18 protein-coding genes and 1 tRNA gene are annotated in these 25329 nt (G+C 60.1%); 10 read left to right on the top strand and 9 right to left on the bottom strand.

Features of this window, described 5'->3' with window-relative positions:
* Positions 1–96: 96 nt before the first annotated feature.
* Positions 97–1323 (top strand): YibE/F family protein, encoded by a 1227-nt coding sequence (locus tag I6J72_RS12610; protein ID WP_204099434.1) that lies wholly within the window; start codon positions 97–99, stop codon positions 1321–1323.
* Here I6J72_RS12610 and I6J72_RS12605 read toward each other — a convergent pair.
* On the bottom strand, positions 1253–2584 hold the full coding sequence (locus tag I6J72_RS12605; RefSeq protein WP_204099433.1) for a UDP-glucose/GDP-mannose dehydrogenase family protein: 1332 nt from the start codon (positions 2582–2584) through the stop codon (positions 1253–1255). The genes I6J72_RS12610 and I6J72_RS12605 overlap by 71 nt on opposite strands.
* Positions 2585–2637: 53 nt before the next feature.
* Entirely contained in the window at positions 2638–3210 is a 573-nt protein-coding gene (gene dcd / locus I6J72_RS12600; RefSeq protein WP_204099432.1) for a dCTP deaminase, read from the bottom strand.
* An 87-nt stretch (positions 3211–3297) separates the two neighbouring features.
* On the opposite strand from dcd, the gene I6J72_RS12595 reads away from it, so the two are divergent.
* The 3 genes from I6J72_RS12595 (at position 3298) to I6J72_RS12585 (ending at position 4657) form a co-directional block, all read left to right on the top strand.
* Positions 3298–3371 (top strand) — tRNA-Gly (locus tag I6J72_RS12595).
* 47 nt (positions 3372–3418) lie between these two features.
* A complete protein-coding gene (locus I6J72_RS12590; RefSeq protein ID WP_204099431.1) occupies positions 3419–3607 on the top strand; it encodes a hypothetical protein in 189 nt (62 codons plus the stop codon).
* A gap of 120 nt (positions 3608–3727) precedes the next feature.
* Positions 3728–4657: a class C sortase gene (locus tag I6J72_RS12585; protein WP_204099430.1), complete on the top strand. Its 930-nt coding sequence runs from the start codon at positions 3728–3730 to the stop codon at positions 4655–4657.
* A gap of 82 nt (positions 4658–4739) precedes the next feature.
* Here I6J72_RS12585 and I6J72_RS12580 read toward each other — a convergent pair whose 3' ends face one another.
* The 4 genes from I6J72_RS12580 to I6J72_RS12565 all read right to left on the bottom strand — a co-directional run bounded on the left by I6J72_RS12580 (position 4740) and on the right by I6J72_RS12565 (position 11718).
* Complete coding sequence (locus I6J72_RS12580; RefSeq protein ID WP_204099429.1) at positions 4740–8246, bottom strand: prealbumin-like fold domain-containing protein; 3507 nt, start codon at positions 8244–8246, stop codon at positions 4740–4742.
* Positions 8246–9148 (bottom strand): hypothetical protein, encoded by a 903-nt coding sequence (locus tag I6J72_RS12575; RefSeq protein WP_082254423.1) that lies wholly within the window; start codon positions 9146–9148, stop codon positions 8246–8248. Before I6J72_RS12575 ends, I6J72_RS12580 begins: the two co-directional genes overlap by 1 nt.
* Before the next feature lie 4 nt (positions 9149–9152).
* Positions 9153–10091 carry a class C sortase gene (locus tag I6J72_RS12570; protein WP_052750529.1) on the bottom strand — a complete coding sequence of 313 codons (939 nt, stop codon included), beginning with the start codon at positions 10089–10091 and terminating at the stop codon, positions 9153–9155.
* Positions 10092–10254: 163 nt separating this feature from the next.
* Positions 10255–11718, bottom strand: a complete 1464-nt coding sequence (locus I6J72_RS12565; protein ID WP_204099428.1) for a SpaH/EbpB family LPXTG-anchored major pilin — start codon at positions 11716–11718, stop codon at positions 10255–10257.
* Positions 11719–12018: 300 nt separating this feature from the next.
* On the opposite strand from I6J72_RS12565, the gene istA reads away from it, so the two are divergent.
* The 3 genes from istA (at position 12019) to I6J72_RS12550 (ending at position 16179) form a co-directional block, all read left to right on the top strand.
* Complete coding sequence (gene istA, locus I6J72_RS12560) at positions 12019–13653, top strand: IS21 family transposase (protein WP_204098642.1); 1635 nt, start codon at positions 12019–12021, stop codon at positions 13651–13653.
* Entirely contained in the window at positions 13650–14426 is a 777-nt protein-coding gene (locus I6J72_RS12555; protein WP_204098643.1) for an ATP-binding protein, read from the top strand. The genes istA and I6J72_RS12555 overlap by 4 nt, the downstream gene beginning before the upstream one ends.
* 544 nt (positions 14427–14970) lie before the next feature.
* Positions 14971–16179, top strand: coding sequence for an IS110 family transposase (locus I6J72_RS12550; protein ID WP_070672735.1), 1209 nt, complete (start codon positions 14971–14973; stop codon positions 16177–16179).
* Positions 16180–16665: 486 nt separating this feature from the next.
* On the opposite strand, the gene I6J72_RS12545 is transcribed toward I6J72_RS12550, so the two are convergent.
* The 3 genes from I6J72_RS12545 to I6J72_RS12535 are packed head-to-tail and all read right to left on the bottom strand — an operon-like array spanning position 16666 to position 21268.
* Positions 16666–18450 carry an ABC transporter ATP-binding protein gene (locus tag I6J72_RS12545; protein ID WP_204099427.1) on the bottom strand — a complete coding sequence of 595 codons (1785 nt, stop codon included), beginning with the start codon at positions 18448–18450 and terminating at the stop codon, positions 16666–16668.
* Positions 18451–18453: 3 nt separating this feature from the next.
* Positions 18454–20157 carry a VanW family protein gene (locus I6J72_RS12540; RefSeq protein ID WP_370552147.1) on the bottom strand — a complete coding sequence of 568 codons (1704 nt, stop codon included), beginning with the start codon at positions 20155–20157 and terminating at the stop codon, positions 18454–18456.
* A gap of 34 nt (positions 20158–20191) precedes the next feature.
* Positions 20192–21268 carry a glycoside hydrolase family 3 protein gene (locus I6J72_RS12535; RefSeq protein WP_204099426.1) on the bottom strand — a complete coding sequence of 359 codons (1077 nt, stop codon included), beginning with the start codon at positions 21266–21268 and terminating at the stop codon, positions 20192–20194.
* Between the two features lie 58 nt (positions 21269–21326).
* Between I6J72_RS12535 and I6J72_RS12530 the strand changes: the two genes are divergently transcribed.
* Genes I6J72_RS12530 through I6J72_RS12520 form a run of 3 tightly spaced genes read left to right on the top strand, consistent with a single transcriptional unit; the run spans position 21327 to position 25299 of the window.
* Entirely contained in the window at positions 21327–21818 is a 492-nt protein-coding gene (locus tag I6J72_RS12530) for a universal stress protein (RefSeq protein ID WP_204099425.1), read from the top strand.
* 11 nt (positions 21819–21829) lie between these two features.
* On the top strand, positions 21830–22027 hold the full coding sequence (locus I6J72_RS12525; protein WP_039672548.1) for a DUF2613 domain-containing protein: 198 nt from the start codon (positions 21830–21832) through the stop codon (positions 22025–22027).
* A gap of 2 nt (positions 22028–22029) precedes the next feature.
* Positions 22030–25299, top strand: a complete 3270-nt coding sequence (locus I6J72_RS12520; protein ID WP_204099424.1) for an alpha-(1->3)-arabinofuranosyltransferase family protein — start codon at positions 22030–22032, stop codon at positions 25297–25299.
* The last annotated feature ends 30 nt before the right edge of the window (positions 25300–25329 follow it).

Raw genomic sequence — 25329 nt, 5'->3', positions numbered from 1 at the left:
AAAGTGCACAATGGTTCAAGAAAAAGCCTGTGGACAACTTGTTGACCGCGTCAGCATAAGTTTTCATTCTCATGACAATCGTTCACAATAGTAGGCATGACTAGCCTAAGCCCTTGGCGGACGGGACTTCTCGGATTCTTGGCAGTGGCAGCGCTCGCAACGGTGGCTGGCCTGCTTATACTCCGCCCCACCAGTGCACTAATGGAGCACACCAGCCCCGACTTCGCGTCGACGTACGCTCTCAACCAGCCGCAAGTTGAAGGTACGGTCACGACTGTGGATAACCACTTATGCAGCGACCCGCACACAGGCAAAGCCTTCGACGAGGCACCGCTTATCCCCGCCTCGGGCGATGACACGTCCTGCACGCGCGTACTCCTTGACCTGACGTCCGGCGACGACCAGGGCCGCTTAACGCAGCTCGTGTTTTACGGGGTGGCGGGCGACCCGACACTGAACCCCGGCGATGAGGTGATGCTGTCGCGCTCGGCTGACGGAACATATGCCTTCGCCGACTATCGACGCGGCGGAAACCTCGCGTTGTGGGCCATCATCTCAGCACTCATCATCGTGGGCTTTGCCGCGTGGCATGGCCTGCGCGCGCTGGTGGGTTTGGGGATTAGCCTGGCTATCGTCCTGTTTTATCTGGTGCCTTCGCTAGTGGAAGGGCACGCGCCGCTGCCGCTGGCGATGGTGGCCTGCGCCGCGATCATCTTCCTCGTCGTACCACTCGTCCACGGAGTGAATTGGAAATCCGCCTCAGCGCTGGGTGGCGTCTTGGTGGCGTTGGGGGTTGCGGGGGCGCTGGGGTGGGCGTCGATAAGCAGCACGGCGTTGACCGGGGCCAGCTCGGAAGACAACCTCAAGTTACTGCTCTACATGCCCGGGGTACCCGTCGTCGGCGTGCTGTTGTGCGGGTTCATTGTGGGCGCACTGGGCAGCCTTAACGACATCGCCGTGGCGCAGGCCTCGACCGTGCGGGAGCTGCACGCTGCCGACCCGACGGCGGGCCCCGGAAAGCTGTTTGCATCAGCAATGAAGGTGGGACGCGACCACATCGCGTCCATGGTCTACACCATCGTGCTGACCTACACCGGTGCCACGCTGCCGCTGCTCATTCTTATTGCGGCGGCGCAGCGCCCAGCGGGTCAGATTCTCTCCAGCGACCTCGTGGCGACGGAGGTCATGCGCTCGCTACTCGGTGCCATGGCCTTGACCCTAGCGGTGCCACTGACCACGGCAATTGCGGCGTTTACGATGCCGGAAGGACGCGCCCCAGGGCGTCGACAGTCCAGCCGGCGGCACGCCAAGCATCGACGTTGAGCACATTCCGGCCGTCAATGATGTGGCGGCGGGCAACAAGCTCGCCGGCGACGGCCGGGTCCAAATCGCGGAACTCCTGCCACTCGGTGGCCAGGATGACGAGCTCGGAGTCCTTGAGGGCGGCGTCGGCAGTCGGCGCGTAGTTGAGGGTCGGGAACACCTTCTTGGCGTTCTCCATGCCCTGCGGGTCGAAGACCGTCACGGCAGCGCCGGCGAGGGAGAGCGAACCTGCGACGGACAGCGCCGGCGAATCGCGGACGTCGTCGGAGTTCGGCTTGAAGGCAGCGCCCAGGACGGTCACGCGGTGTCCTAGGAGAGAGCCGTCGAAGGCCTGCTTAGCCAGGTCCACGACGCGGTCGCGGCGGCGCATGTTAATGGCGTCGACCTCGCGCAGGAAGGTCAGCGCTTGGTCCGCGCCGAGCTCGCCAGCACGCGCCATGAATGCGCGGATGTCCTTGGGCAGGCAGCCGCCGCCGAAGCCTAGGCCAGCGCCGAGGAACTTGCGGCCGATGCGCTCGTCGTGACCGATGGCGTCCGCAAGCTTGACGACGTCCGCGCCGGCAATCTCGCAGATTTCAGACACGGCGTTGATGAAGGAGATCTTGGTAGCCAGGAAGGCGTTGGCGGAGACCTTGACCAGCTCGGCGGTCTGCAGGTCCGTCACGATGAACGGGGTGTCCTGCGCGAGCGGCTGGGCGTAGACCTCGCGGGCGATTTCCTCGGCGTGGGTCTCGCCCTCGCCAACGCCGAGGACGATGCGGTCCGGGGTGATAGTGTCCTTGACGGCGTAGCCCTCACGCAGAAACTCCGGGTTCCACGCGATTTCCACGCTGGTGCCCTCCGGGGCGAGGTCATCGGCCATCTTCTGCAGCTCCGCCGCGGTGCCCACTGGGACGGTGGATTTGCCAAAGATGATGTGCTCGCCCTTGAGACGCGGCACGAGCTCCGTGATGACGGACTTTACGTAGGTCAGGTCCGCGGCATAGGAGCCGTGGGCCTGCGGCGTACCCACACCGAGGAAGTGCAGGTTGGCAAACTCCGCGGCGTCATCATAGCTGGTGGAAAAGCCCAGGCGGCCGGACTCGATGTTGCGCTCGAGTACCTCCGGCAGGCCCGGCTCGTAGAACGGCACGCGGCCATCCTTCAACGCCTCAATCTTCTTTTCATCAACATCTACACCGAGTACCTCGTGGCCGAGCTCCGCCATACAGGCGGCGTGCGTCGCACCCAGGTAGCCGGTACCAATAACAGTCATACGCATAACCAGCCATTTTAGGCGCTACGCGGGCGGCATGCGCGACGGAGCAGAAAAGTTTAACGGAAGTTCAGATAGGACTTCGACGGCGTCGGCCCGCGCTGGCCCTGGTACTTCGACCCCAGCGCGCCGGAACCGTACGGCGCCTCCGCTGGCGACGACATCTGGAAGATGGCCAGCTGGCCCACCTTCATGTTCGGCCACAGAGTAATGGGCAGGTTCGCCGTATTGGAGAGCTCCAGCGTGATATGGCCGGAAAAGCCCGGGTCAATAAAGCCTGCCGTGGAGTGCGTGAGCAGACCCAAACGTCCCAGGGAGGACTTGCCCTCCAAACGTCCCGCCAGGTTCGCCGGCAGGGTGAACTTCTCCAGCGTGGCGCCCAGCACGAACTCGCCTGGGTGTAGGACGAAAGCATCGCCCTCGGCCACCTCCACCTCGCTGGTGAGGTCCGGCATCTCCTGTTTGGGGTCGATATGCGTGTAGCGCGAGTTATTAAATACGCGGAAGAACTTGTCCAAGCGCACATCGATGGAAGAAGGCTGGACCATCTCAGCGTCGAAGGGCTCAACGCCCAGACGCTCGGGAACATCAGCGGCAATGGCGGCACGGATATCACGATCAGAAAGAAGCACGGATCATAGTCTACCTCCCCACTGGGGTATTTATGGCCTCAGGCGGCGGCAGTGCTAAGCTTTAGAGCGATGCACAATCTGCATTGCGCCGACGTAGTTTAATGGTAGAACTGCAGCTTCCCAAGCTGCTGGCGCGGGTTCGATTCCCGTCGTCGGCTCCACTTAATTTCCCATTTCATGGACTAATTTCATACCTACAGGATGGACCATGACAGCCCCGATCTTCACGCCCAAAACCACAGCGGAGTTTTGCGCTGAGCGTGAGCATCTACTCCAAGAGCTTGCGCCCCGCACAGTCGATGAACACCGCGAATTGCGCGCGATTGATCAAATCTTAACCATCGATGAGGCCACTCTGAATCGGTATGAAGCCCTGTGCTTCGTTATCGGTGACTAGACACAGAAACGATTTCTTTTAGATCTGCTTCTTCCCTAGTCTGAGGTTCTAAGAATCTCTTAAAACGCCCCACGTCAGCTCAGGGGCGTGCGGCAACAGACCCCACACAGGCAGGACACAATGGGCAAGCACGAACCAGCGGGAATCACCGACGCAGCCAAGAAAAAAGGCACCAACCACAACGCCATCATCGCGTTGATCCTGATTCTCGTCGGACTTGGCGTCCTGCTCTACCCCGTCGTTGCCACGCAATGGAATAACTACAACCAGTCCCGCGCCGCGGAGGAGTACGCGAAGCTCGAAAAGCAAGCCCCGCCTGAGATTCTGCACACAGCGTGGGACGAGGCGCAGTCCTACAACGCACAGCTGGGCCAAATCAGCGTAGGCGACGCATGGACCACCACCGATGACGAAGACTCCCCCGAGTACCAGCGCTACCGCCAATACCTGTCTGTGTTGTCCGAGACCGATGCGATGGGCCGCATTGTTATCCCCTCCATCGATTCCGATCTGCCCATTTATCACGGCACTTCAGAAAAGGTGCTCTCCCGCGGCGCTGGCCACCTCTACGGCACGGACCTACCTGTCGGCGGCGTAGGTGAGGGCGAGGGTCGGCACGCAGCACTTTCCGCCCACACAGGCCTACAAAACGCCACGCTGTGGGACAATCTCACCAAGGTCAAGAAAGGTGATGCTTTCTATATCGCCGCCGGCGGCGAGAAGCTCAAGTACGAGGTGCACGATATTCGCGTCGTCGAGCCAGCAGACACCAGCTCGCTTCACCGTGAGTCTGGCCAGGACCTCGTTACGCTCATTACCTGCACTCCCTACGGCGTAAACACCCACCGCTTGCTCGTCACAGGCCACCGAGTGCCGATGGATCCGGAAGACGAGGCCGCATTCAACAGCTCGGGTGTTCACTGGCAGTGGTGGATGTGGGCCATCCTGGCTGCCGCTGCCATCATCGTGCTTCTGCTCATCTACTGGTGGCGCAAATATGTCAGCAACGCCAAGGACGCCGCGCTTGACGACGACCCACAAGAGTCCTAACCGACAATGAACATGCAATAAGGCCCGCCCTTCCCTGGTTGGAAGAGCGGGCCTCATCTAAAAGTAGCCGCAAGCGCTGGTTCTATACCCGGCGACGTCGCAAAGCGAGGCACCCTGCCGCGACAATAGCGGCACCAGCGAGAGCCCACAGGCCTACGCCCTCACCACCGGTCTTGGGCAGTGCACCCTTGGTGATGTCAGCGACCTGAAGGACGCCGATCTTCTTCACGCAATTGGCAGCGGTGTCGGACTCAGCGCACCTATTACTCGTGATCGCGGTCTTTCCGGAGAGCACCTTGATGACTGCATTGCCATTCTGATCCCACTCCGTCGAGAACTTGATTGGCGCGGGCAGCAGGTTATAGCCGTCCGGCGCCTTGGTCTCGATGAGGTAGTACACGCCAGGGGCATCCAAGCCTTCGAGCTTGACGCGACCTCTGGTGGTGGTCGTGGACTGCTTCACTACGGGGTTAGCATCAGTATTGACGGTGCCATCCGCGTTGAGCTTCAAGTTGCCGTCAGCGTCACCGCGGTGGACGGTGAACTGCGCGTCGTCGAGCAACTCGTCGGTTTGGATCTCCTTCGGCTTGTCCGGGTTGTAACTTACCTTTTCAAGCAGGACATCCATCTGTTTGCTCTCCAGCGGGATACAGCCGGTATCCTTCCAGCCACCCATTTCCGCCTCGTTCATGAGGCCAAAGTTGGGCTCATAAAGGCCACCCTTGGTGTAGCAGCGGGAGTTACCGGCAGGCTGGCTCGGGTATCCATCCGGCACGGAGGTGCTATCCAGCTTTGTACGGTCCAGCTTGAAGCGCACCGTCACTTCGTAGACGTGCTGCCTGGTGCCCTCGGGCTTAATGATCTTCGGAGTCTCATTTTTATTGAGTTCGTACGGACCGGCACCCTGATAGGACTGCGGCTCGCTGGTCTTGTTGAACTCGTCCTTGAAGACCACAGAGGCTCCAGTAACCGAGGCTGCGCCAACGAACTTCGGGGTGTCCGTCAGCTTCCCGTAGATCACGTCGTTGGTGTCGAAACCAGGTGCGTCCGGTGCCTCCACCACGACGTTGTACTTCGCGGTGTATTCGTTCGACTCACCCGGGACCGGCTGCGGTGCACTGTCGACGGCAACCTTGCTGAAGCAGGCTTCAGTAGCGACGTTGTCATCTTCAGCCGGGCTCGACTCCCCGTCCGTGGCCTGGAAAGCCACCTTGTTCGGACTACACACCGTCTTAAGATTGCCGTTCTCATCTTTGCGTACAGGCGCCGAGACGACATACTCTACCTTTGCGCGTCCGGGAAGAGTACCAACGTAGCCCATCATGTACGGCGACTCACCAGCTGTAGCTGACGGCAGGGTCATTCCGGCATAGATACCAGTCCCCGAACCAATCTCTTTGGGACCTGGCGGACGTCCGTTGACGAGTGTGGAACCCGGCCCGAAGCCTTCAAACTTAGCAGTAGGATCCGAAGCGTTCACACCATAGTGGGTATCCGTCGGCAGGTACTCCCAAAACGTACCACCTGAGCTTGGGTTGTTTGTTGTATTTTCCACGGAGATGGTCCAGAAAGTACGCACCTCTCCGTCTACTACTTTGGTTTCAGAGCGTTGCTTCTTCACCGCAATGTTTGATTGCAGCGCTGGCGGCGGCGGAACTAGGTCGGAGGCCGCGTCCGTGTTAAATGAAGCAGGCAGGTTGTTCATTATGTTGACCAACTCGAACGTCGGACTATCGAGATCCGGGTTAGTGATTTTCAACTCAAAGCCCAGCTGATTCGCATTCGCACTACCCGAGCCAAAACCCAGGTTTCCATTGGAATAGGTCCACGCCTTACCCCAGGAAGCAGAAGGGTTAGAGATCGTACGCCCATCCAACGTCTTGATACCGGTGAGATCCCAAGTCGTGATTTCGCCGGTCTGTGTGTCAATGCGTTCAAGGATAAGCTTGTCGCCTGCCTTAGACTTACTCTGGAAACCCCACATATACTTCTGGGCTTGCGGGAGCACCGCCCAGTCCTCCGAAAAAGACTGCTGGTTTCCGAACACACGTTTAGCAGTGGCCTTACCGACATCGTTGACGTTACCGACATCGATTCTATAAAGGTGCCGAGTACCAGAGGTAGATGTGTTGCCCACGAAGAAACCCTCGCTGGTATACACGCCCGCGTTAAGCGCATCCCGGTCGCCGCTCGTTTCGAACGGGGTACCGGTACTTCCGGCCGCAAGGATAGGCCCAAGGTTATGTACCTTACCGGTCGCCGGATTAATCTGCAGGAGATTTCCTGCCGGATAGCAAGGATCACCATTTAGGCCGCGAATCTGACTCACCGCATAGAGCCAGTTATCGCTCGAGTTGAAGGCCAAAGAGTTATAGACCCATGGTGTCTTCTCGCCGACTTGCTGATAGTCACGCCCTTGGTCGATCTGGCGGCGCAGGACAGAGGTATCTCGATTCAGGCCGAGGGGCTCACTGGTCACCACGTAGATGGGGTTGCCGTCGGCAAATTCAGCTGGGGTAAGTTCACGCTTTGGTTGTCTGCTTGTTACCGGATCCTTGCATTCTTCCTTCGCAGGAACAGTAAAAGAAGCGGTAAACACTGTATTGGCCGGCCCGCGATGAACGCCTTTGAATTGTATCTGTGCATTACCGCCAATAGTGATCTGTGGAAGGGTGACCTGGTACTCTTTAGCGCTAATCTTTTTGTAGGTCACCTTCGCCTCGTACCAACTTCCGTTGGCACCTGTGTAATAGATCGTCAGGTCCTCATCGTTGGTCGATAAATAACTGTTAACACTGGATTTGAGGGTAACCACCGTGCCTTGTGGAATGGACAGCTGGCCGCCAAAAAGCTCACCGGACGGAATCTTAAAGTTCGGGATATAGCGGCTTCCCTTAAGCACGTATCCATCGTTTTGCATCGTGATGGTTCGGTCGCCTGCAGCGTACGGGGTAATGTTCGGTGCTGCCATCAGGCGAGCTGGAGCCTCGTCTACGTCAGCAATTTCCAGCGGCTCAGTCACTTCCGAAGGAGCTTCTGAGGTTTCGCTGGATTCCGTTGAAGACGTGCTGGTAGTCTCCTCGGCTACTCCACGCGCATCGACGGATATCCCGCTCAGTTCGGAATCTTCTGCGACCGCTGGGATCTTCAATGAGAAAGCTGCTCCCTCTGGCACGTCAGTAGAAAGGCCAGTGATGCGGAAAGTCACTGAAGAGCTGGTCGATTTTACAACGAGGTTGTCTCCTTCGCGGACGGGGATCACTTCGCCGTCGATAGTCAGTGTGTAGGCCGAGCCGTCGAACTCTAGTCCTGCAGTCTCAACAGTGAACTCCAAGTCCTCCACGGTTCCGGCGTCAATAACGTGGCCTTCAAACGTTGCGGAGTCGCCAGCAGTCAGGCTCAGCTGGTCTGCAGAATCGAGCTCAGCGCGCAGGGCCGTGGTTTGTGCTTCAGCGACAGCACCAATGATGCCGGGCAGAGCAGCCGGTGCAGCAACACCAACAATGAGAGCCAGTGCAGCAATGAACGCCGCTAAGACGCGCCAGCGGTACACTACCGGCTCGGCCGAGTGAGTATCTGTCCAGGACATTAGCGTCCCTCGCTTTCTGAATTCTTCCTGCGGCTAAAAGCAATCATCACGAAACCGGTAGCAATCAATGCCAACGCTCCGGCCACCACACCGAGTACTTCTGCACCGGTCATTGCCAATGAGCCTCCATTCCCTTGCGAACGGTTCGGGGAATCTGAAGTTGTGTTTGTACCAGATTCCGGGTTGTTAGGTGGCGTTGTCCCAGGCTCGTGCGGAGTCTCTCCTGGCTTTGTCGGTGGTACCGGGGGAATCAACGGAGGGAACACCGGCGGAAACTTTGGCGTTGTCCGCGGAGTACTCGAGGTTGTCGATGGAGTATTCGGGGTTGTCGGGGCCGTGGGGGTCGTCGGCGGCGTCGGCGTTTCACCCGGCTTGTGGGTCTTGGCCACAATCACTCCTGGCACTGGGTTCGGATTGTCCACCACTGTGTGGAACGGAACCACCACCACAAACGGACTAATCTCCCGGTAGGAGTCATCCGGGGCCGTCGACGTCACCACATAGAAACCATTGGCAAGACCACCAAACGTCACCTCTCCATTGGCATCGGTGACTTTCTCCGCGTGCATATCAGTGCGCCAATCACGAACCTCGTCGAGATTCGCGTTCCGTACGCGGGCTGCGTCGTCAGCGTTGGTCGGGTCCAAGCCGGCAAGCCGGGCCAGACGAATCGTAACTCCCTGAATCTTTCCCGCAGGCGCATGACCATCGTCATTCGGATTACCTTGTGTAAGCCGCACTGTCACCGTATCCGTAGCCATAGTGCGCTCCGAACCAGTGGACTGCTGCCCGGCAACCTGCACCGCTTCCGCAGCAACCGTGCCCGGCCCTGCGAACGCAACCGCACACGCTACTCCGACGGCAACCACTCGGGCCGACCATGCATTTGTCAACCTCTTCATCGCTTTACTCCCGCACGCTACTTTCCTTATTAATTACTTCTTGCACCCCGGTAGCCGCCTTCTGGCGCCGCAGCCACCAAACTAGCCAACAACCAATAACAATCACCGCAGCTAGCAGCACAAACATCCACCACTGCCAGCCCGGGCCATGGGAGCCTTCAAACAACGTTTCTTCCCCCGGCTCTAAGGCCACCTGATGGCCACGCACCAACAAGCGATGCGTATTGATCCCGTACGGGGTGCACGTAATCAACGTGACGTAATCCTTATTGGCGACTGGCCGCAGACTATCTACCTCACTCGGCAGAACCACTTGTATGTCATCTACAACATACTTCATTTTATGGCCAGCAACCTGGATATAGAATGCATCGCCCTTAGCGGCCGAATTGAGGTGATCAAACATCGTCGAATTTGATAGACCCGTGTGCCCGGTGATGACGGAATGAGTTCCTGCTCCTCCTACCGGCAAATCAGAGCCATACAAGTGCCCTAACCCACGCTGCAGTGTTTTGTCCGCAGTGCCATGAAACACCGGCAGATCGACGTCTATTGCTGGGAACACGAGGCGGGCCATCGCTTCGGTCTCACCCAACTGTTCCAGGTAAGCCTCATAATCGGGATTATCCACACCGATACGGTTCAGCCACGGATCCAAGATCGGACCCGACGTATGCTCCTCGTTGTACGCATGCGCAGCATCCCATACGGAGTCCTGCACCTGCGCCGGTGTCTCTTTGTCCAGTCGCGCATACTCTTGCGCCACCCGTGAGGCATTCCAGTTGTTCCAGGCGGTCGAGACCACTGGGTACAGCATCACCAACAACCCGACGACAACGATTACCGCCGGAAGAGCTAAGCCTCCACGGCGCCTGTGCCGCCTGCCAGTTTCTTGGCCTACCACCGAAGTCAACGACCCGCACCACCCAAAACAATGCCCCACGCGCTAGCGCAGCGCGACCGGGATTACAACGAAAGATAAAGATAGGGACCGGAATCTACGCCTAGTCCAGTCCCCTCATTGGGTCGGGCGGCCTACCTTGGCTACCCGACCCGCAGCGCAGACCACCATGGACAGTCTGCGCTACCGGAACTACGCCCGGCTATTAGTTACGCGCGGTACGACGAGCGAACCAAGCACCTGCCGCAACAATCGCTGCACCGATAGCTGCCAGGATGCCCACACCGGCGCCACCAGTCATCGGCAGGTTCGGGGTGTCGCGCTTGACGTTCTCAATCTCTGATACGAGGGTGATGGCATCGTCGCCCTCACCGGTCTTCGCGATATTCTCGCGGGTGAAGTCAATCTCGGTAACGTTCTTCTCCGGCAGTACATAACCAGCCGGAGCCTTGGTCTCCTTCAGACAGAACTTCTTCGTAGCCGGTGCTTCCTTGTTGTCCTCGAAATCCGTGACGTGCAGACCGTCGATGGTGATGGTGCCATCGGTACCCGTGGTCCATTTGTCCTGTTCCTTGACAATCAGCTTCGCGCCCAAGTTAGCTGCCGAGGTGCACTGGTAGAGCTCAAACTCAGCGCCTTCCAGGACCTTGCCAGTCTCCTTGCCATCCTTCTTCACAACCTTCAGCTTGCCGTGGTAGGTCACGACCTCGTTGGTCTTGTTCGTGACCTCGTTACCGGTATTCGGGTTGTTGAAGATGACGTCAGCCTGGTTCTTCAGCTCAGTGGTGTCGCCAACCTCCTTGCGCTTAACCTCGAAAGTCAGGGACATTTTGTCACCGGACTTGACCTTGGCAAGACCAGCATCGGTCAGCTTCACGACAAGCTTGTTGCCGTTCTCAGCGGGGTTGTTCACGGAATAGTCGCCGGCCTCAAGAACGGTGTCGCCGGCCTTGACCTCGGTAACCTGCTGGAAGTCCAGGCGCTTGTCCAGCTGATCCTCGAAACGGAAAGCAGTCAGCTTCTTGCCTTCGCCCCAGGTTGGGGCATCCGCATTGATGGTGTAGGAGTAGGCGTCCTGGATGTTCTTATCCGCATCCTTAACGGTCTTCTCGGTCTTGGTTTCCGTGTTCTTCGGGTAGGCCACAACATCGTAGTTCCACGCGTCGGAGGCCTCGTTAACCATCGGCACCGACACGATGAACGGAGCACCAGAAACGATGCCAGCCGGAGCGCCGGTCTCCTCAACGAGGTAGATGCCCAACGGAAGATCAGTGAAGGCTACCTTGCCCTCAGCATCGGTGGTCAGCTCGAACGTCGTGTTAGTCTTGTTTTCGTCCTTGACATCTGCAGCCGACTTCGGGAAGGTCGACCAGTCACCATTCTGCAGGTCGTAGTCAAGCTTGGTGATCTTGTAAATCACACCAGAAAGAGGGTCACCCGGTACGTTCCCCATCTCCCCACCGGTCGCGGGGGTGTCGGACTCAGCACCCTTCTTCTTGTAGAGGGTAATCGAACCCTTCTTGCTGAAATCGATGTTTGCCTTGTTCACGGCACCCTGCTCAACGGCAGGTGCTTCCTCGGCCAGGGCGCCCGGAGCGGAGATTCCCAGGGAGAGGCCTACGACTGCTGCGAAAGTGACCGAACGAGCGGTACGAGAGATCTTGTTCACGGAAACAGGTCCTTTACATGAGTTGTGTAATGAGACACCGCGCCTCATCAGCTGTACGCAATCCACTCCACACGGTTTACACACCATGGCCCGGCCCATCGCTAAGAGTCTTTCACCCACATAGAGCGACGTCCCCAAGAAGGTAAGGCACCTACCCGGGCCCCTTGTTGCGCGGGGGTATCTAGTAACACCGTGGTGACTATCCAGTAACGGGATGGTGAGTATCGAGTAACACTTTGGGAGAAGATTCTTCTGACCGCGTGACAAAAGGGCTCGCGGCATAATCAGAGGAGTCCGATCGTGACTGATTACCGGGCCGTGATGGATCTTGTCTTACAAGGCTGGTCCGTCCGTCAAATCTGCTCGACTGTGCGTTGCTCGCATACCACAGTTCAAAAGGCCCGCCAGGCAATGGCGGCACACCAGATCGCAACCGATGAACAACTCGCCGGTATCACCGACGAAGAAATGGCCACATGGTTTGTTGATGGTCGAAGTCTTGCCCAAGGAGATTTCGTGCCCATCGACTTCGACGCGGTGGCTAAAGCACGCACCGGCCGAAACAAAGTCACTCTCCAAGTCTTGTGGGGTCGCTACACCACCCAACCTGCTCGTCCGTCTCAGCGTTACTACAGCTACGAGCGGTTCCGCCAGCTTGTCGCCGAACACGTTGATGCCACAGGACTTACCGCACGCATTACGCATATCCCGGCACACACTATGCAAGTCGACTGGGCCGGTACCACGATGCGGCTGTTTGACCCGATTGATGCCCGGGGTACAAAAGTCAGTATTTTCGTGGCGTCACTGCCATATTCGGGAATGCTGTTTGCCTGTGCTTGCCCGAACCAGCGGCAAGCGGCGTGGCTGTGGGCACATATCCAAGCGTTTGAATACTTCGGTGGCGTTGCTGAAGTCATTGTGCCTGATAATGCTTCGACAGCGTCACACGCAATTGGTGCTGCTGACCGCAACCGGCAGGTTAATTCCACCTACGAGGAATTCCTCGAGCATTACAACACTGCCGCGCTGCCTGCTCGTGCTCGGCGTCCGAAGGACAAGGCGAACGTGGAAGCGGCTGTCAAGATCATCACCCAAAAAGTCATCCATACCCTCCACGGGCATCAATGCGTTGGGCTTGATGAACTCAATGCACGCATCCGCAGCCTAGTTGACGATATCAATGACGCGGTCCCGTTTCGTGGCACCTACACCAGCAGAAGAATGCTCTTTAATGAGTTTGAACGTGATGTGCTTGGCCAACTTCCCACAACACCGTGGCAGCATACCGAATGGAAACGTGCGAAAGTCGCCCCCAACTTCCACATCACCGTCAATACTGCTCACTATTCGGTGCCCTACCAGCTCGTCGGCCGGACTGTCGATGTACGTATCACTGGCAACGAAGTTACTGTCTTTGACGCTGGGCAGCGTGTTGCCACCCACCGGCTTGCCCAAGCCCGGGGGATCTATGTCACTGACGTGGATCATATTCCTGCCAACATGGCTGATACCACAGGGCTGTGGACCAGTGACTACTTCTACCGTGAAGCGGCCAAGATCGGGCCAGCGACCCAGAAAGTCATCGCAGAACTCATCAGCGCAAAGGCAATCCCTGCCCAGGCGTATCAGTCGTGTCGAAACGTACTAAATATGGGCAAGCACGCCAACAAGGCGATTTTGGAACAAGCCTGTGCCCGCTTGATCGCACCTGATGGCGCAAGGAGGGCCGTGTCGTATACCGCGGTGAAAAACATGATGGCTGCGGTACGCAAAGACCAATCCACCCGCCCGACAGGCCATGATCTTGCGCCAACAACACCGCCTGAAACACCACCAGCAGTTCACGCACGTGATACCCGCGGCGCGTATCTGGGTGGGTCTGCCCAGTTCAGCATGGAAAACCTTAGGAAGAAAGGACCTTCGAAGTCATGACACAGCCACAACCAGCATCAGCATCAGCACGCTTTCTAGATGAATCGGTCCTGCCGATCTTTACCGATCTGCGAATGACGGCCTTCGGGCGAACCGTGATTGATATTGCCGCAGATCCTGTCTTCGACTCGTGGAGTTTTTCCGACAAGGTGCTCTACGCACTCGATAAAGAAGTCGCGGCCAAGCGTGAGAGACGAGTCAACAAATTACTCAAAGCATCCCGATCGCCAAATCTCGATGCATGTATCGAAGACATCACCTACGCGCCCAGCCGCAACCTCAACAAAGAGCAAATCACCAGACTCGCTCACTGCCAATGGTGTCAAAAAGCGCAAAGCATTGTCATCCTCGGCAAATCATCCGTCGGCAAAACCTACCTGGCCCAAGCACTGCTTACCGCCGCGTGCAGAAACGACTACTCCGCCCGTTTCTTCCGCACAGACACACTAGCCAACCAGCTAATGGTGCTACGCCATAATGACACAGCACGCATGGAGTTTCTTCAAGACCTGCACCTGGCAGACGTCCTCGTTCTTGACGACTTCCTAACAACCCCGATTGATGCTGCCACAGCACACCAGCTGCTCAATATTCTTGCCGAACGCGAACACCGGGGATCAACGATCGTGACCTCCCAGTTCACGCCCGATGAGTGGTACAAATCCATCCCGGACGCTGTCATCGCCGAGTCAATCCTGAATCGACTCGTCGTTGGCGCTGAGATCATCACACTGGAAGGACCCAACATGCGCCTAGAAGCCAACGCAGAATAGTTGCTCATAGTCAACGCCCGGGTGTTACTCAATACTCACCCGGGCGTTACTGCTTGCTCACCACGGCGTTACTAAATCCGTGGTCCTAACACCCCTAGCCTAAGTAACGGTAGCCTGTGGATTACATAGCTAGACCCTATACCTAGAAGAAGAAATGCGATATCGAACAAATGCCCGCTTCCCATAAAACCAGCTAGCCCTCTCAAGTAATCGCCCCATTACGTTGTTAGCAGTTCCGCTTGAAGGAGCCCAGGATTCGTACTCCTAGCCCCATGCTGGGGCAGGCTATGTTTATCTGCGTTCCTTCTGCCTTGTGGCAGCGGAACTAGTCGCTGGCTTCGGTATGGCTTGTTTTCGTCCCTGTCTGAAAATGATCCGGGGGGTGATGCCGCCGAAGGCAGTGACATACTCCAGACTGCTAATAGGAACCTGACCCACACAGGATGTGTGAGGTCTCAAGTAATGTGGATGCCAGCGTGAAGTATGTCCGACCACCAGCGATGAAATAAGTCTCATACTCGTTCAATTCGCTAGGAGGTCTGGCATGACCTACGACTATGTCATCGGCATGGACGTTGGCAAATACTTTCACCACGCTTGCGTCTTAGATATCGACGGCGCCCAAGTGCTATCAAAGCGTATCAACCAAAACGAAAAATCCCTGCGCACACTCTTTTCAACGTTTAGCGCAAACGACCACAAGGTCCTTGTCGTCGTGGACCAGCCCAATAACATTGGGCGACTAACTGTCGCGGTTGCCCAAGATATCGGAATCGATGTGCGCTACCTTCCAGGTTTGGCTATGCGTCAACTCTCACGTATCCACGCTGGTAATGCCAAAACTGATATCCGGGATGCATATATCATCGCCCACGCTGCAAAGAACCTTCCGGAATCCCTCCGCAGTGTCGACCGCGTCGAAGAAGCCTTTCTCCAGTTGAAAGTCCTCAACGGCATCGACGAAGACTTAGCGCGCTCCTACACCAGGCTCATCAATCAGATTCGAAGTGCACTAGTTGGCTGCTACCCGCAATTCGAGCAAGCCCTTCGCGGCCAGGTGATCCACCGCAAATGGGTTCTGCACCTACTTGCACGCTACGGCGGGCCGACCAAGATAAAGCGCCTCGGAAAAGCCAAAGCAGCTGCCTTCGCTCGACGCTATAAGGCACGCAATCCCGAGCCCGTCATCGATGCCATATTCGCTGCCATCTCTGAGCAAACAGTCGCCATTGCTGGTGCACAATATGCCGAAATGGGCGTAGCAATGTCGGCGAAGGACGCGCTTTTAAAGCTCGAGCACCGCAAACAAATCGAGCAGGAAGTCATCGAGCTCATCAACGACATCCCCCACACTCAAATCCTGCTATCCATGCCAGGAATCGGGCCGAAGACGGCTGCCCAAATTCTCATGACCGCGGGCGACATGTCCGACTTCCCGACAGCTGCGCACCTAGCCTCTTACGCTGGCTTATCACCCCGAACGAATCAGTCCGGAACCTCAATCATGTCGAACTCACTGAACAGAGCTGGCAATAAAAAATTAAAGAACGCCCTATGGCAATCATCTTTTGCATCCATCAGATTCCACGAGCGTTCACGGCAATTCTATGAACGAAAGCGCCGTGAAGGCAAGAGACACAACGCTGCAGTCGTAGCACTAGCCCGCAGACGGCTCAACGTCCTATACGCCATGATGAGCAACCACGAGTACTACCGCGATCCCGACCAATCACAGGAAGTCAAAGCAGCCTAAACCCCAAGAACCAAACAGCCGACTGGGAAACCCCAGTCGGCTAACAGCCATGCCAGAAAACAACACGGCCAAACAACCCCGGCTGAAAAATCAACCCCGGCTAATCCACCCGCGAGGTTGACAAACTATATAGGAACACCCCCCCGCAGATAATAATTATATTCGCAGTTAAACTGCGGTATTGGTAGCTGCCATTCCACTTTGAGTGATATCGACCTCACCGCCCCCTTACGGGGGCTCTAGCAGCCTTGCCCGGGCACATTGGTGGCAACCATCTCGCTGCGAAACGCTTACCAAGAGTGCCATGCAACCACCAGCCCAACCATTAACACCGTCAATATCGCCAGGTAGACGTGAATCTTCATGGGCAACCACTGGGGCGCGGCAAGAAGGTACCTCAGGACAATCCCGAAGCCATATATTTTCTCGGTCTTTAACAAACTCCAGATAGAAAGTTAACATCCCTAGGTTTCTTGGCGGGGCTCTCTAAGAACGATCACCAGTAGTTTTCGCGGCACGAAGGAGCGCCGCATAAGCGCCATCGCGGGCAAGCAGCTCAGCGTGGGTGCCGCGCTCGGCCACGCGGCCGGCGTCGAGGACGATGATCTGGTCGGCGTCGTAAATCGTGGACAGGCGGTGGGCGATGACTAGGCGGGTAGCATCCGCACCAAACACCGCTTCCTGGATGGCGCGCTCGGTTTCATTGTCGAGGGCGGAGGTGGCCTCATCGAGGATGAGGACCTGCGGGCGGCGCAGCAGCGTGCGGGCCAGCGAGATGCGCTGTTGCTCACCACCGGAGAAGCGGTAGCCACGCGAGCCGACGAGGGTATCGAGGCCATCGGGAAGCTCCTTGACCACGTCGGCCACGTGTGCGGCATGAAGGGCCGTCCACATGTCCTCCTCCGTGGCATCGGGTTGTGCGAAGAGGAGGTTCTCCCGCACGGTGCCGTGGATGAGGTAAGTCTCTTGGGAAACTACGCCGATGACCTCCGCGCGCTGCTCAGGTGGAATATCGCGTAGGTCGACACCACCCAAAAGCACGGAGCCGGAGGTCGGGTCAGCCAAGCGCGCCATAAGTGCAGCGACGGTGGACTTGCCGGAACCGGTATGCCCCACAAGCGCGGTGGTGGTGTGGGCGGGGATGGAAAGGGAGACGTCGGAAAGCGCGTCGGTGTCCGTGCCGGGGTAGCGGTAGGAGACGTTGTGGAGGGTGAGGGAGGCGTCGGCAAGCTGCGCGGGCTCGGTGGTCTCCGTGAGTTCGGGCTCCAAGTCCAGGTACTCGAAGATGCGGCTGAACAGCGCCATCGACGCTACCCACTGCGCGCCCACGTTGAGCAGGCCGGTAATCGGGCGGAAGATTTGGGTCTGCAGGGTGCTAAACGCGATGAGGGTGCCGATGGTTATGCCCGGGCGCAGGCCGGCCACGAGATAAATCAGGGCTGGCATCACGCCGAAGATGATTTGGGTCAGCGCCATGCGCCAGCGCCCGGCCAGCTGGGATTCGAGCTCCAAGCGGATAAGGGAGCGCGAGGTGGCCGAGAAGCTCGAATAGACCCGGTCCTGCGCGCCCAACGTGGTGGCCAGGCGCATGCCGGAGACAGACAGGTTCTCCGAAATGGTCTGTTGGAGTTCCGCCTGGGCTTGGCTGTTTTTCTCCATGAGGCTGCGGCGCAGAACAGCGGCGCGGCGCGTGAGCCACACGGCGGGAGGCAACACCAGCAAGGACAGCAACGAGAGGGTCGGCGAGAGGGCCACCATCGCAACGAGGGTAGCCACCGTCATCGTGAGGTTGCTGGCCACGGACGTCGCGGTGGTGGTTACCATGCCACGCATCGCCGCGATGTCATTGGTCAGGCGCGATTGAATCTCGCCACCGCGGTTGTTGGTAAAGAACTGCAGGGATTGGCGCTGCAAGTTGGCAAAGACCTGCGTGCGCAGCTCGTGCATGATGGTGTGTCCCACCCGCGCGGACAGGAAGGACTGGATAACGCCAATGGCTTGGGAGACCACGGTGATGGCGAGCATACCGCCCACCAGCCACAGAAGCAGCGCGGTGTCGTGGTTCGGGATGGCCTCATCCACGGTGCGGCGCACGAGGAACGGCTGCACCACCGTAAGCCCCGAGGTCGCCACGATGAGCGCGAGCACAAGCAGCAGCGTGCCGCGGTGCGGGGCAAAGAGGCCAGCCACCCGACGGAACTCAACCGGGTGCTGGGCCAGCTGATCGACGTCCGCGGGGTCCTTCACCGCGGTATGCATCGGCCGCGTCATAGTTTAACCGCAGGTGACGATGGGCTGCGGGTCATAGACCGTGGTGGTGGTCTCCCGGGAGATTTCCTTGCCGGAGAGGTCCTTGATAACGCGGGTATCGGACGTCGTGAAGCCTGGCGCACCAGACGACGGCGAGCAGTCCTCGCTCACCGACTTGCGCTGCGGCTCGGTCTTGGCCCAACGGCCGTTGTTGATGGACTCAACCTCAACAGTCTTCACGCCCTTGAAGCGCACGGTGATGTCGCTGCCAAAGCTGGTCTCGATGCGCACCGGGTGGTTCGAGGTGTTCTTGAACTGCAGGTCAATCGCGCCTTCGTACACGGTAGCCTCACGGCCGGCCGGGTAGCGCGAAATGTAATAGGAGTGCGGGGTATGCGCCACATCCTCCATGCCGGCGAAGTACGCGGCGTTGTAGAGCGTGGTGGCGAACTGGGAGACGCCACCGCCCACGGCCTTGCCCGCGTGGCCGTCGATGATGATGCCGGATTCCACGTAGCCCTGCGCAGTGCCGCGCGGGCCGGTGTAGCCGTTGAGGGAGAAAGTCTCGCCTGGGTTGACCACGGCACCGTTGACCTGCTGGGCCACCAGCCGGATGTTAGTGCCGGAGGCCCCGGAGAAGCCGCCGGTGGAGAACTCCGACACGGTGTCATCGAAGGTGGCCTTCTCCGCCATCTCCGTGGTGAAATCCGCGGGGTCCGGCTTGTAAGCGGCGTCCCATTCGCGGTCCTCCTCGCTACTCACTCGGTCTTCGAAACCATCGAGGGTCTTGTCCCAATCGATGATGGAGCCGTCCACCGAGGGCGTAATCTGCTTGTCGTTGCCGCTGAAGGAAATCTTGGCGTTGGTGCCGGGCACCTCGGAGCCTTGCATGCGCTCTTGGAAGAGCTCGCGCGCGCGGTCTTTATCTACTTTGAGGCGCAGCTCGCCTTCCTCGGCAGCGATGGAAACGAACTGGGAAATCTCCGGCTTGCGCAGGGTTCCGGCGGTGTTGTTCTCACCTTTCAGAGTGAGCGGATTATCCAGCGCGCGGGCGGCATCACCGGTGCGCATGGCCTCAATCGCCGCGGCGTTAATTTGTGGTTCCACCACCATGGGAGTGACCTCCACACCGTCGGGGTCGAGCCAGTGCTTCTCGACGTCCCCCCTCAACGCCTCCTTCTCCACCGCCTGGCCCAGTTTAGGTGCGGTTTCTTTGAGGGAGCCGTCGATAAGCTCAAGGTTTCCGTCCTCCGGCTCGATCGCGAGCTCTTCGCCTACGCGATCCAGTGTGCTGTCGAGCTGGGCATCATCGACGTCGACGGCGACCGGGATTTCCTCGGTAGGTTTGATGAAGCTATAGAGGCGGGCAAAGGGGTTGAGCGAGGCATCCGGGATGCCGTCGACAGCCTTCTGGTAGTTCAGGCTCAGCCCCGAATCCTGCGGGATGAGCTCGGAGGTTTTCTCGCCTGCGCGCACGATGACGGGCCGGGTGGCCACGTCACCGAGTTCACTTTCCAGCTTTTCTACCGCGGCGGTGCGCTCCATGCGGGAGATGTCCACGCCGCCCACTGACGTCGCGCGCGGCACTTTGTGCTGATTAGCCATGACATCCCACGCGTAGGCGATGCCGGCGATGAGCACGAGGCCGACGAGCACGCCGAGGGTGACCTTGAGTCCCCGACGGTTGCGGTCGCGTCGGTATTGGCTGTGTCCGATTGCCTTTTTCACGTGTATGAGATTAACGTCTGCCAGCTAGTTTTTCCTAGTCGGTATCCTGCTGGGCCACTACGTCCGCCGCCGCATCGATCACCGCGTCAATGTCGTCATCGGTGGACCACAGCGGCATATCGGCGCCCGCGGCGAGGGCGGCGGCCACGGCTTCCGGCACACTGAAGTTCTCCGAAATCGAGGCCATTCCTCCCAGGTCATCGGTATAAATGGTGCCTTCAAAACCAAGTTCTTCGCGGGCCAGCTGGTAGGCGCGCGGGTTAAGGGAGGCCGGTTCGTCCCCCAGCCCCGGGACCACGAGGTGGCCCATCATGAGTGCTGCTTCCGGGGCTTGCGGAAGAGCTGTGTGGAAGGGGACAAACTCGTGGCCCGACAGTTCTTCCAGGGGCGGGGTAACAGCTTCACCCAGGTGCGTATCCCCGGAGGCGCGCCCATGGCCGGGGAAATGTTTGAATACGGCCTTGACTCCTGCTGCCTTAAGCCCGCGGGCAAAAGCCGCGCCATAGTCGCCGGCGGCCTCCGGGTCGGTAGAGAAGGAGCGGTCGCCGACGACCTCCAAGCCTCCCCCGTCTACGTCAAGCACCGGGGCAAAGTCCACCGTCACTCCATGCGCGCGGAGGCTGTGTCCAATCTCGGTGGCCATCTGCTCCACCTCTTCTGGGGTATGGCCCTCCGCCATGGCCTGTGGCGAAGGATAGTCGCCCAAAATTTCAGAAAAGCGCTGGACGCGGCCGCCCTCGAAATCGATGGAGACCTCGAAGTCGCGGCCCACCTCCTCACGTAGGGCGTTGATTCCCCGCGGACCATCGCTGAGTAGTTCCGGGTCAGCCCAACTCGGGATGAACAGCCCGCCAACACCCGCGTCCAGCTTCGCGCGGGCATCCTCATAGTTCAGTGCCGGCGGCATGAGCTTCGCTGCCGCACGGGCCCGCACGTCCTCGGGCGTCTCGGCCTCGGTTGTCTCAGCCTCGCTGGTCTCGTCCGCTGCGCCTGGGGCGGCGGACGAAGTTGGGGTGGGCGTTGTAGGGACGTCGGAAAGCACAGGCTCCGAACCGCACGCACTGAGGGTGCACGCGGTACTCAACAGGAGGGCGGAAGTTGCTTTTCTCATACCCACCAGTCTGCCTGAAGGACCCGCGCGGGCAACATCCGGTTGTTAGGATGGTCACATGAGCAACGGAGAAACCCTGCTAATCGCCTACGACGGCTCCGACCGCGCCGACCGCGCTCTCGAATATGCCGCGCACTTGCTACGTCCCACCGACGTCGAAATCCTCACCGCGTGGGAAACCTCCGCGCGCCAAGCCGCGCGCGCTGTCAGCCGCACCGGCCTGCACCAGTCCACAATCTCGCCGGACAGCGTGGAGGAGGACCCTGCTTATGAGGAAGCAGTGGCAATTTGCCGCCGGGGAATCGCCAAAGCGGAATCCTTGGGCCTGCGTGGACATGCCCACCTGGTGGAGTCGGTGACGTCGATTCAGAGCGCGATTGTCGACGCCGCCCAGGAACTCGACGTCGACGTCATCGTCACCGGCACCCGCGCGCTGACCGGCTTCCGCTCGCTGTGGACGAACTCAACTGCGGAATACATTGTGCGCAACGCCGGCCTTCCGGTCTTTATCGTGCCGCCGGAGAACGACGACGAAGACGACGACTGCTAGAATCTGGCGCCATGGCATTCGATAGCGATTCCCTCAACAAGCGCACCCTGGGCCCGGCCCTGGGCAGTGCTGTCGTTGGCGTGGCGTTGGGAGTCGTCACCATCCTGGGTATTGCCCAGTTCTCGCAGGCAGACGCCGTACCGAGCGATAACTCTGTCAAAGCCTCCGACGCCGTGATGGGCGGGCCGGAGTACGGCTCCCGCGAGTAAGCGTGCGCGCACGCATCGGGGGGCTTTTCTTTCTAGCCCTCGTGGTTCTGGTGCAGCCATGGGGGCTGACCGCCGCCGATACCAAACACGACTTGGTGGCTAACCCGGCCCACTTTCTGCGCGGCGCCCTGCATGCTTATACCGATACTTTCACGCTGGGCCAGCTGCAGAACCAGGCCTATGGCTACATCTTCCCACAGGGCTTGTTTTTCCTGCTGGCGGACCCGCTGCCGGATTGGATAGCGCAGCGCGCCTGGTGGTTTGTGGTCTTGGCCGTGGGCTTTCTGGGTTTCTCCCACCTAGTCCGCGCAGTACTTCCCGCCGCGCCGGATTATGCCGCGCTTGTGGGCGGAGTGCTCTTTGCGCTCTCACCGCGCACGCTGACCACGCTAGGGGCGATTTCCTCAGAGACCTGGCCGGTCATGCTGGCACCCTGGGTACTGCTGCCCTTCCTGCGGCCGGGCCGGCTTTGCTGGCGGGATGCAGCACCTTCGGTGGTGGCGGTGGCATGCATGGGCGCGGTCAACGCCACAGCCACACTTGCCGCTTGCCTGCCGGCGGGTTTGATCCTCTTGTGGCGGCGCGCGGGCAAAACCGGTCTTGCCTGGCTCGCTGGGTGCGCCGCGGTGTCCGCATGGTGGATTATCCCGCTTTTCATCCTGGGCCGCTATGCCCCGCCTTTTACGGAATTCATCGAGTCCGCTGGGGTGACCACGCGCTGGCTCAACCTGGCGGAAATCCTGCGCGGCACCACCAGTTGGGCGCCCTTTGTGGATACCGAGCGCATCGCCGGCAATGAGCTAGCCACCGAGCCGGTCTTCGTGCTTGCCACCGTGGCGGTTGCCGCCCTGGGTCTTGTGGGGTTGCCCCGCCTGCCGCGCGTGTGGAGTTTCATGCTGCTGGTGGGCGTGGCCGTGCTCGGCACGCATGCCGCGTGGTACCTCGATGCCCTTGACGGACCGTTGGCCGCGCTGCGCAACGTGCACAAATTCGACCCGCTGGTACGCATCCCGCTGGTGCTCGGCGTGGCCGCGCTGGTGGCGCGGGTGGAGTTGCCGCGGACGTTGAGCTTGGGGCGTCGTGAAGCAGCGGGCCTTCTGGTGTGCCTCGTGGTGATGGGTGCGACCGCCCCCGCGTGGGCAGGACGGCTGCTGCCCAAGGGCGCGTACGAAGAGGTTCCCGACTATTGGCATGAAGCTGCCTCCTTCATGAATAGTCTGGACACACGCGTGCTCATCTACCCACCAGCCTCCTTCGCCCGCCAGGACTGGGGCTGGACGCGCGATGAGCCGGCGCAGCCGCTTCTCGACGTCCCCTGGGCCATCCGCGACGCCATCCCCCTCATCCCGCCTGAAGCCATCCGTGGCCTGGACGGTGCGATGGCGCAGATTTCCCGCGACCCCGCGTCCGCACCGTTAGTGTTGCAGCGCCTCGGCATCGGGGCCGTCGCGGTGCGCCACGACCTCATCTCTGCTTCCTCGGCCCACATCCCGGGTGAGGTCCACACCTTCGGGGAGGTCGACGTCGTGGTCTTCGACCCCGACCTCTCTATGAACCTGGCGCCTGCCAACCCGCCGCGTGTGGCGGGCGGCGGGGAATCGCTCGCGCTCCTTTCCGGACCCCACGAACTGGTCTCTTCCAACGCAGACATCGTCACCGATACGCCCTCCTTGCGCGACCGCAACTACGGAACGCTTTCCGGACCGGTTTCCGCGCCGCTGGCCCCTGATGACCCCTCCACGGTGCGCAACCGCCTGCGCGACTACCCCTCCGCCGGCCCGCTGACCCAGGTGGTGGAGCACGATGGCCGGGTCACAGCGTCGTCGTCTGCCGCGGATGCCTCTGCCTTCGGCGGGGCGAACCCGGCGCGTTCTCTTACTGCGGCCGTCGACGGCGAGAACTCCACTGCCTGGTGGCCCGCTCCCGGCGATTCCGGCTGGCTGGAGCTGCATTCTTCCTCCACGTGGGCCTCACCTACGCTGCGACTGATGACCACCGGCACGACTGAGGTGACCATCCACAACGGCGCTTCCAAGGTGACTGTCACCATGGAGGCCTTCCGCGCCCGCGATATTCGCGTGCCCGGCGCGCAGGCCTCCACTATCCGTATCGAGCCGCAACGCCGCACCGGAATTGCGGAGGCCTCCATCGTCGACCAGCCCACCCCGCGCCGCCTCGTCACCGTTCCCGACACCTCGCCCGATGTCGAGCAGTTCCTCTTCCAGCAGGACAACGAACGCATCCTCATCCGCTCCTTTACTTCCCCGCGCGATATGACCGTGCGTGTGTTGGGTGAGAAGCCCGTGCTTATCGACGGCTCCCCCCACTCCCCCGGCTCCACCTTCGACCTGTCCGCCGGACAACACCTCGTGCGCACCACCGGCGATTGGGCGGCCCTGACAGATACCGCGTCCTCCTTGCCCGCGCCCCTGCCTGCCTCGTTTCCTGACATATCCGGTTCCGCCGCCGACTCGGCCGCCGCATCCGGCGCGGACCCGACAGCCACTTCCGGCGCGGTCCACGGCTATGCCCCGCTCGCCGCTGGTTCCCCCATCGAGCCCGCCGACCACGACCGCCTCCTTGTCACCGGCCGCGCCTTCAACGAGGGCCTGCGCGGCGAGCTCCGCTCCCCCAGCGCAACCGCGGTCTCGACGTCAGGTTCAGCACAAGATTCAGCGCGGGCCTCCGGCTCGGAACAACTGCTCCTCGAGCCGCGCTCCATCGATGCCGACACTCAAGCCTTCCTCATTCCCGCCGACGCCGGTGGCACCTTCAACATGACTTTTGTTGCTGACCGCGCCTACCGCGTCGGCCTCGGCCTCGGCGGCGCGCTCGCCGCGCTGACTACCGCGCTGTGCCTGCTCGTCATGGCCCGCGGCCCTTCCCCTGCCACATCCGCGTCTTACACAGCTCACGACTCGACCAGCCCGGCTGCCCTCCCAGCGAGCTCCACCACCTCCGTGGCTTCCCGTACGCGCTCTCCTGCCCGATCTCTCTCGGCGCGTGTCCTTCTGGCACTACTCGTCGCGGCAACGATGACGCTCGTCGCGGGCCTGCCCGGCGTGGCCGCCGCTGTCGCGGCGTGGGCCATCACGCGCTGGACCACGCTGCGCCCCGACTACTTGGCGGGCGCGCTCACCTTGGCCGCGGGCGCGATGCTCGCCCGCGCACCCTGGCCCTCGGAGGGCTACGCCGGTGATTCGCTGCTCGTGCAGCTGCTCTGCGTCGCGGCTATCACGTGTGCCTGCCTCCCACCCCGCCGCGCCGCTTAGGGACGCAGCCGCGCTGTGCATAGCTGTCCG

Source organism: Corynebacterium sp. FDAARGOS 1242, assembly GCF_016889985.1.
In the GTDB taxonomy this organism is placed as follows: Bacteria; Actinomycetota; Actinomycetes; order Mycobacteriales; family Mycobacteriaceae; genus Corynebacterium; species Corynebacterium minutissimum_B.
This window is presented reverse-complemented; position numbering and strand designations above follow the sequence as displayed.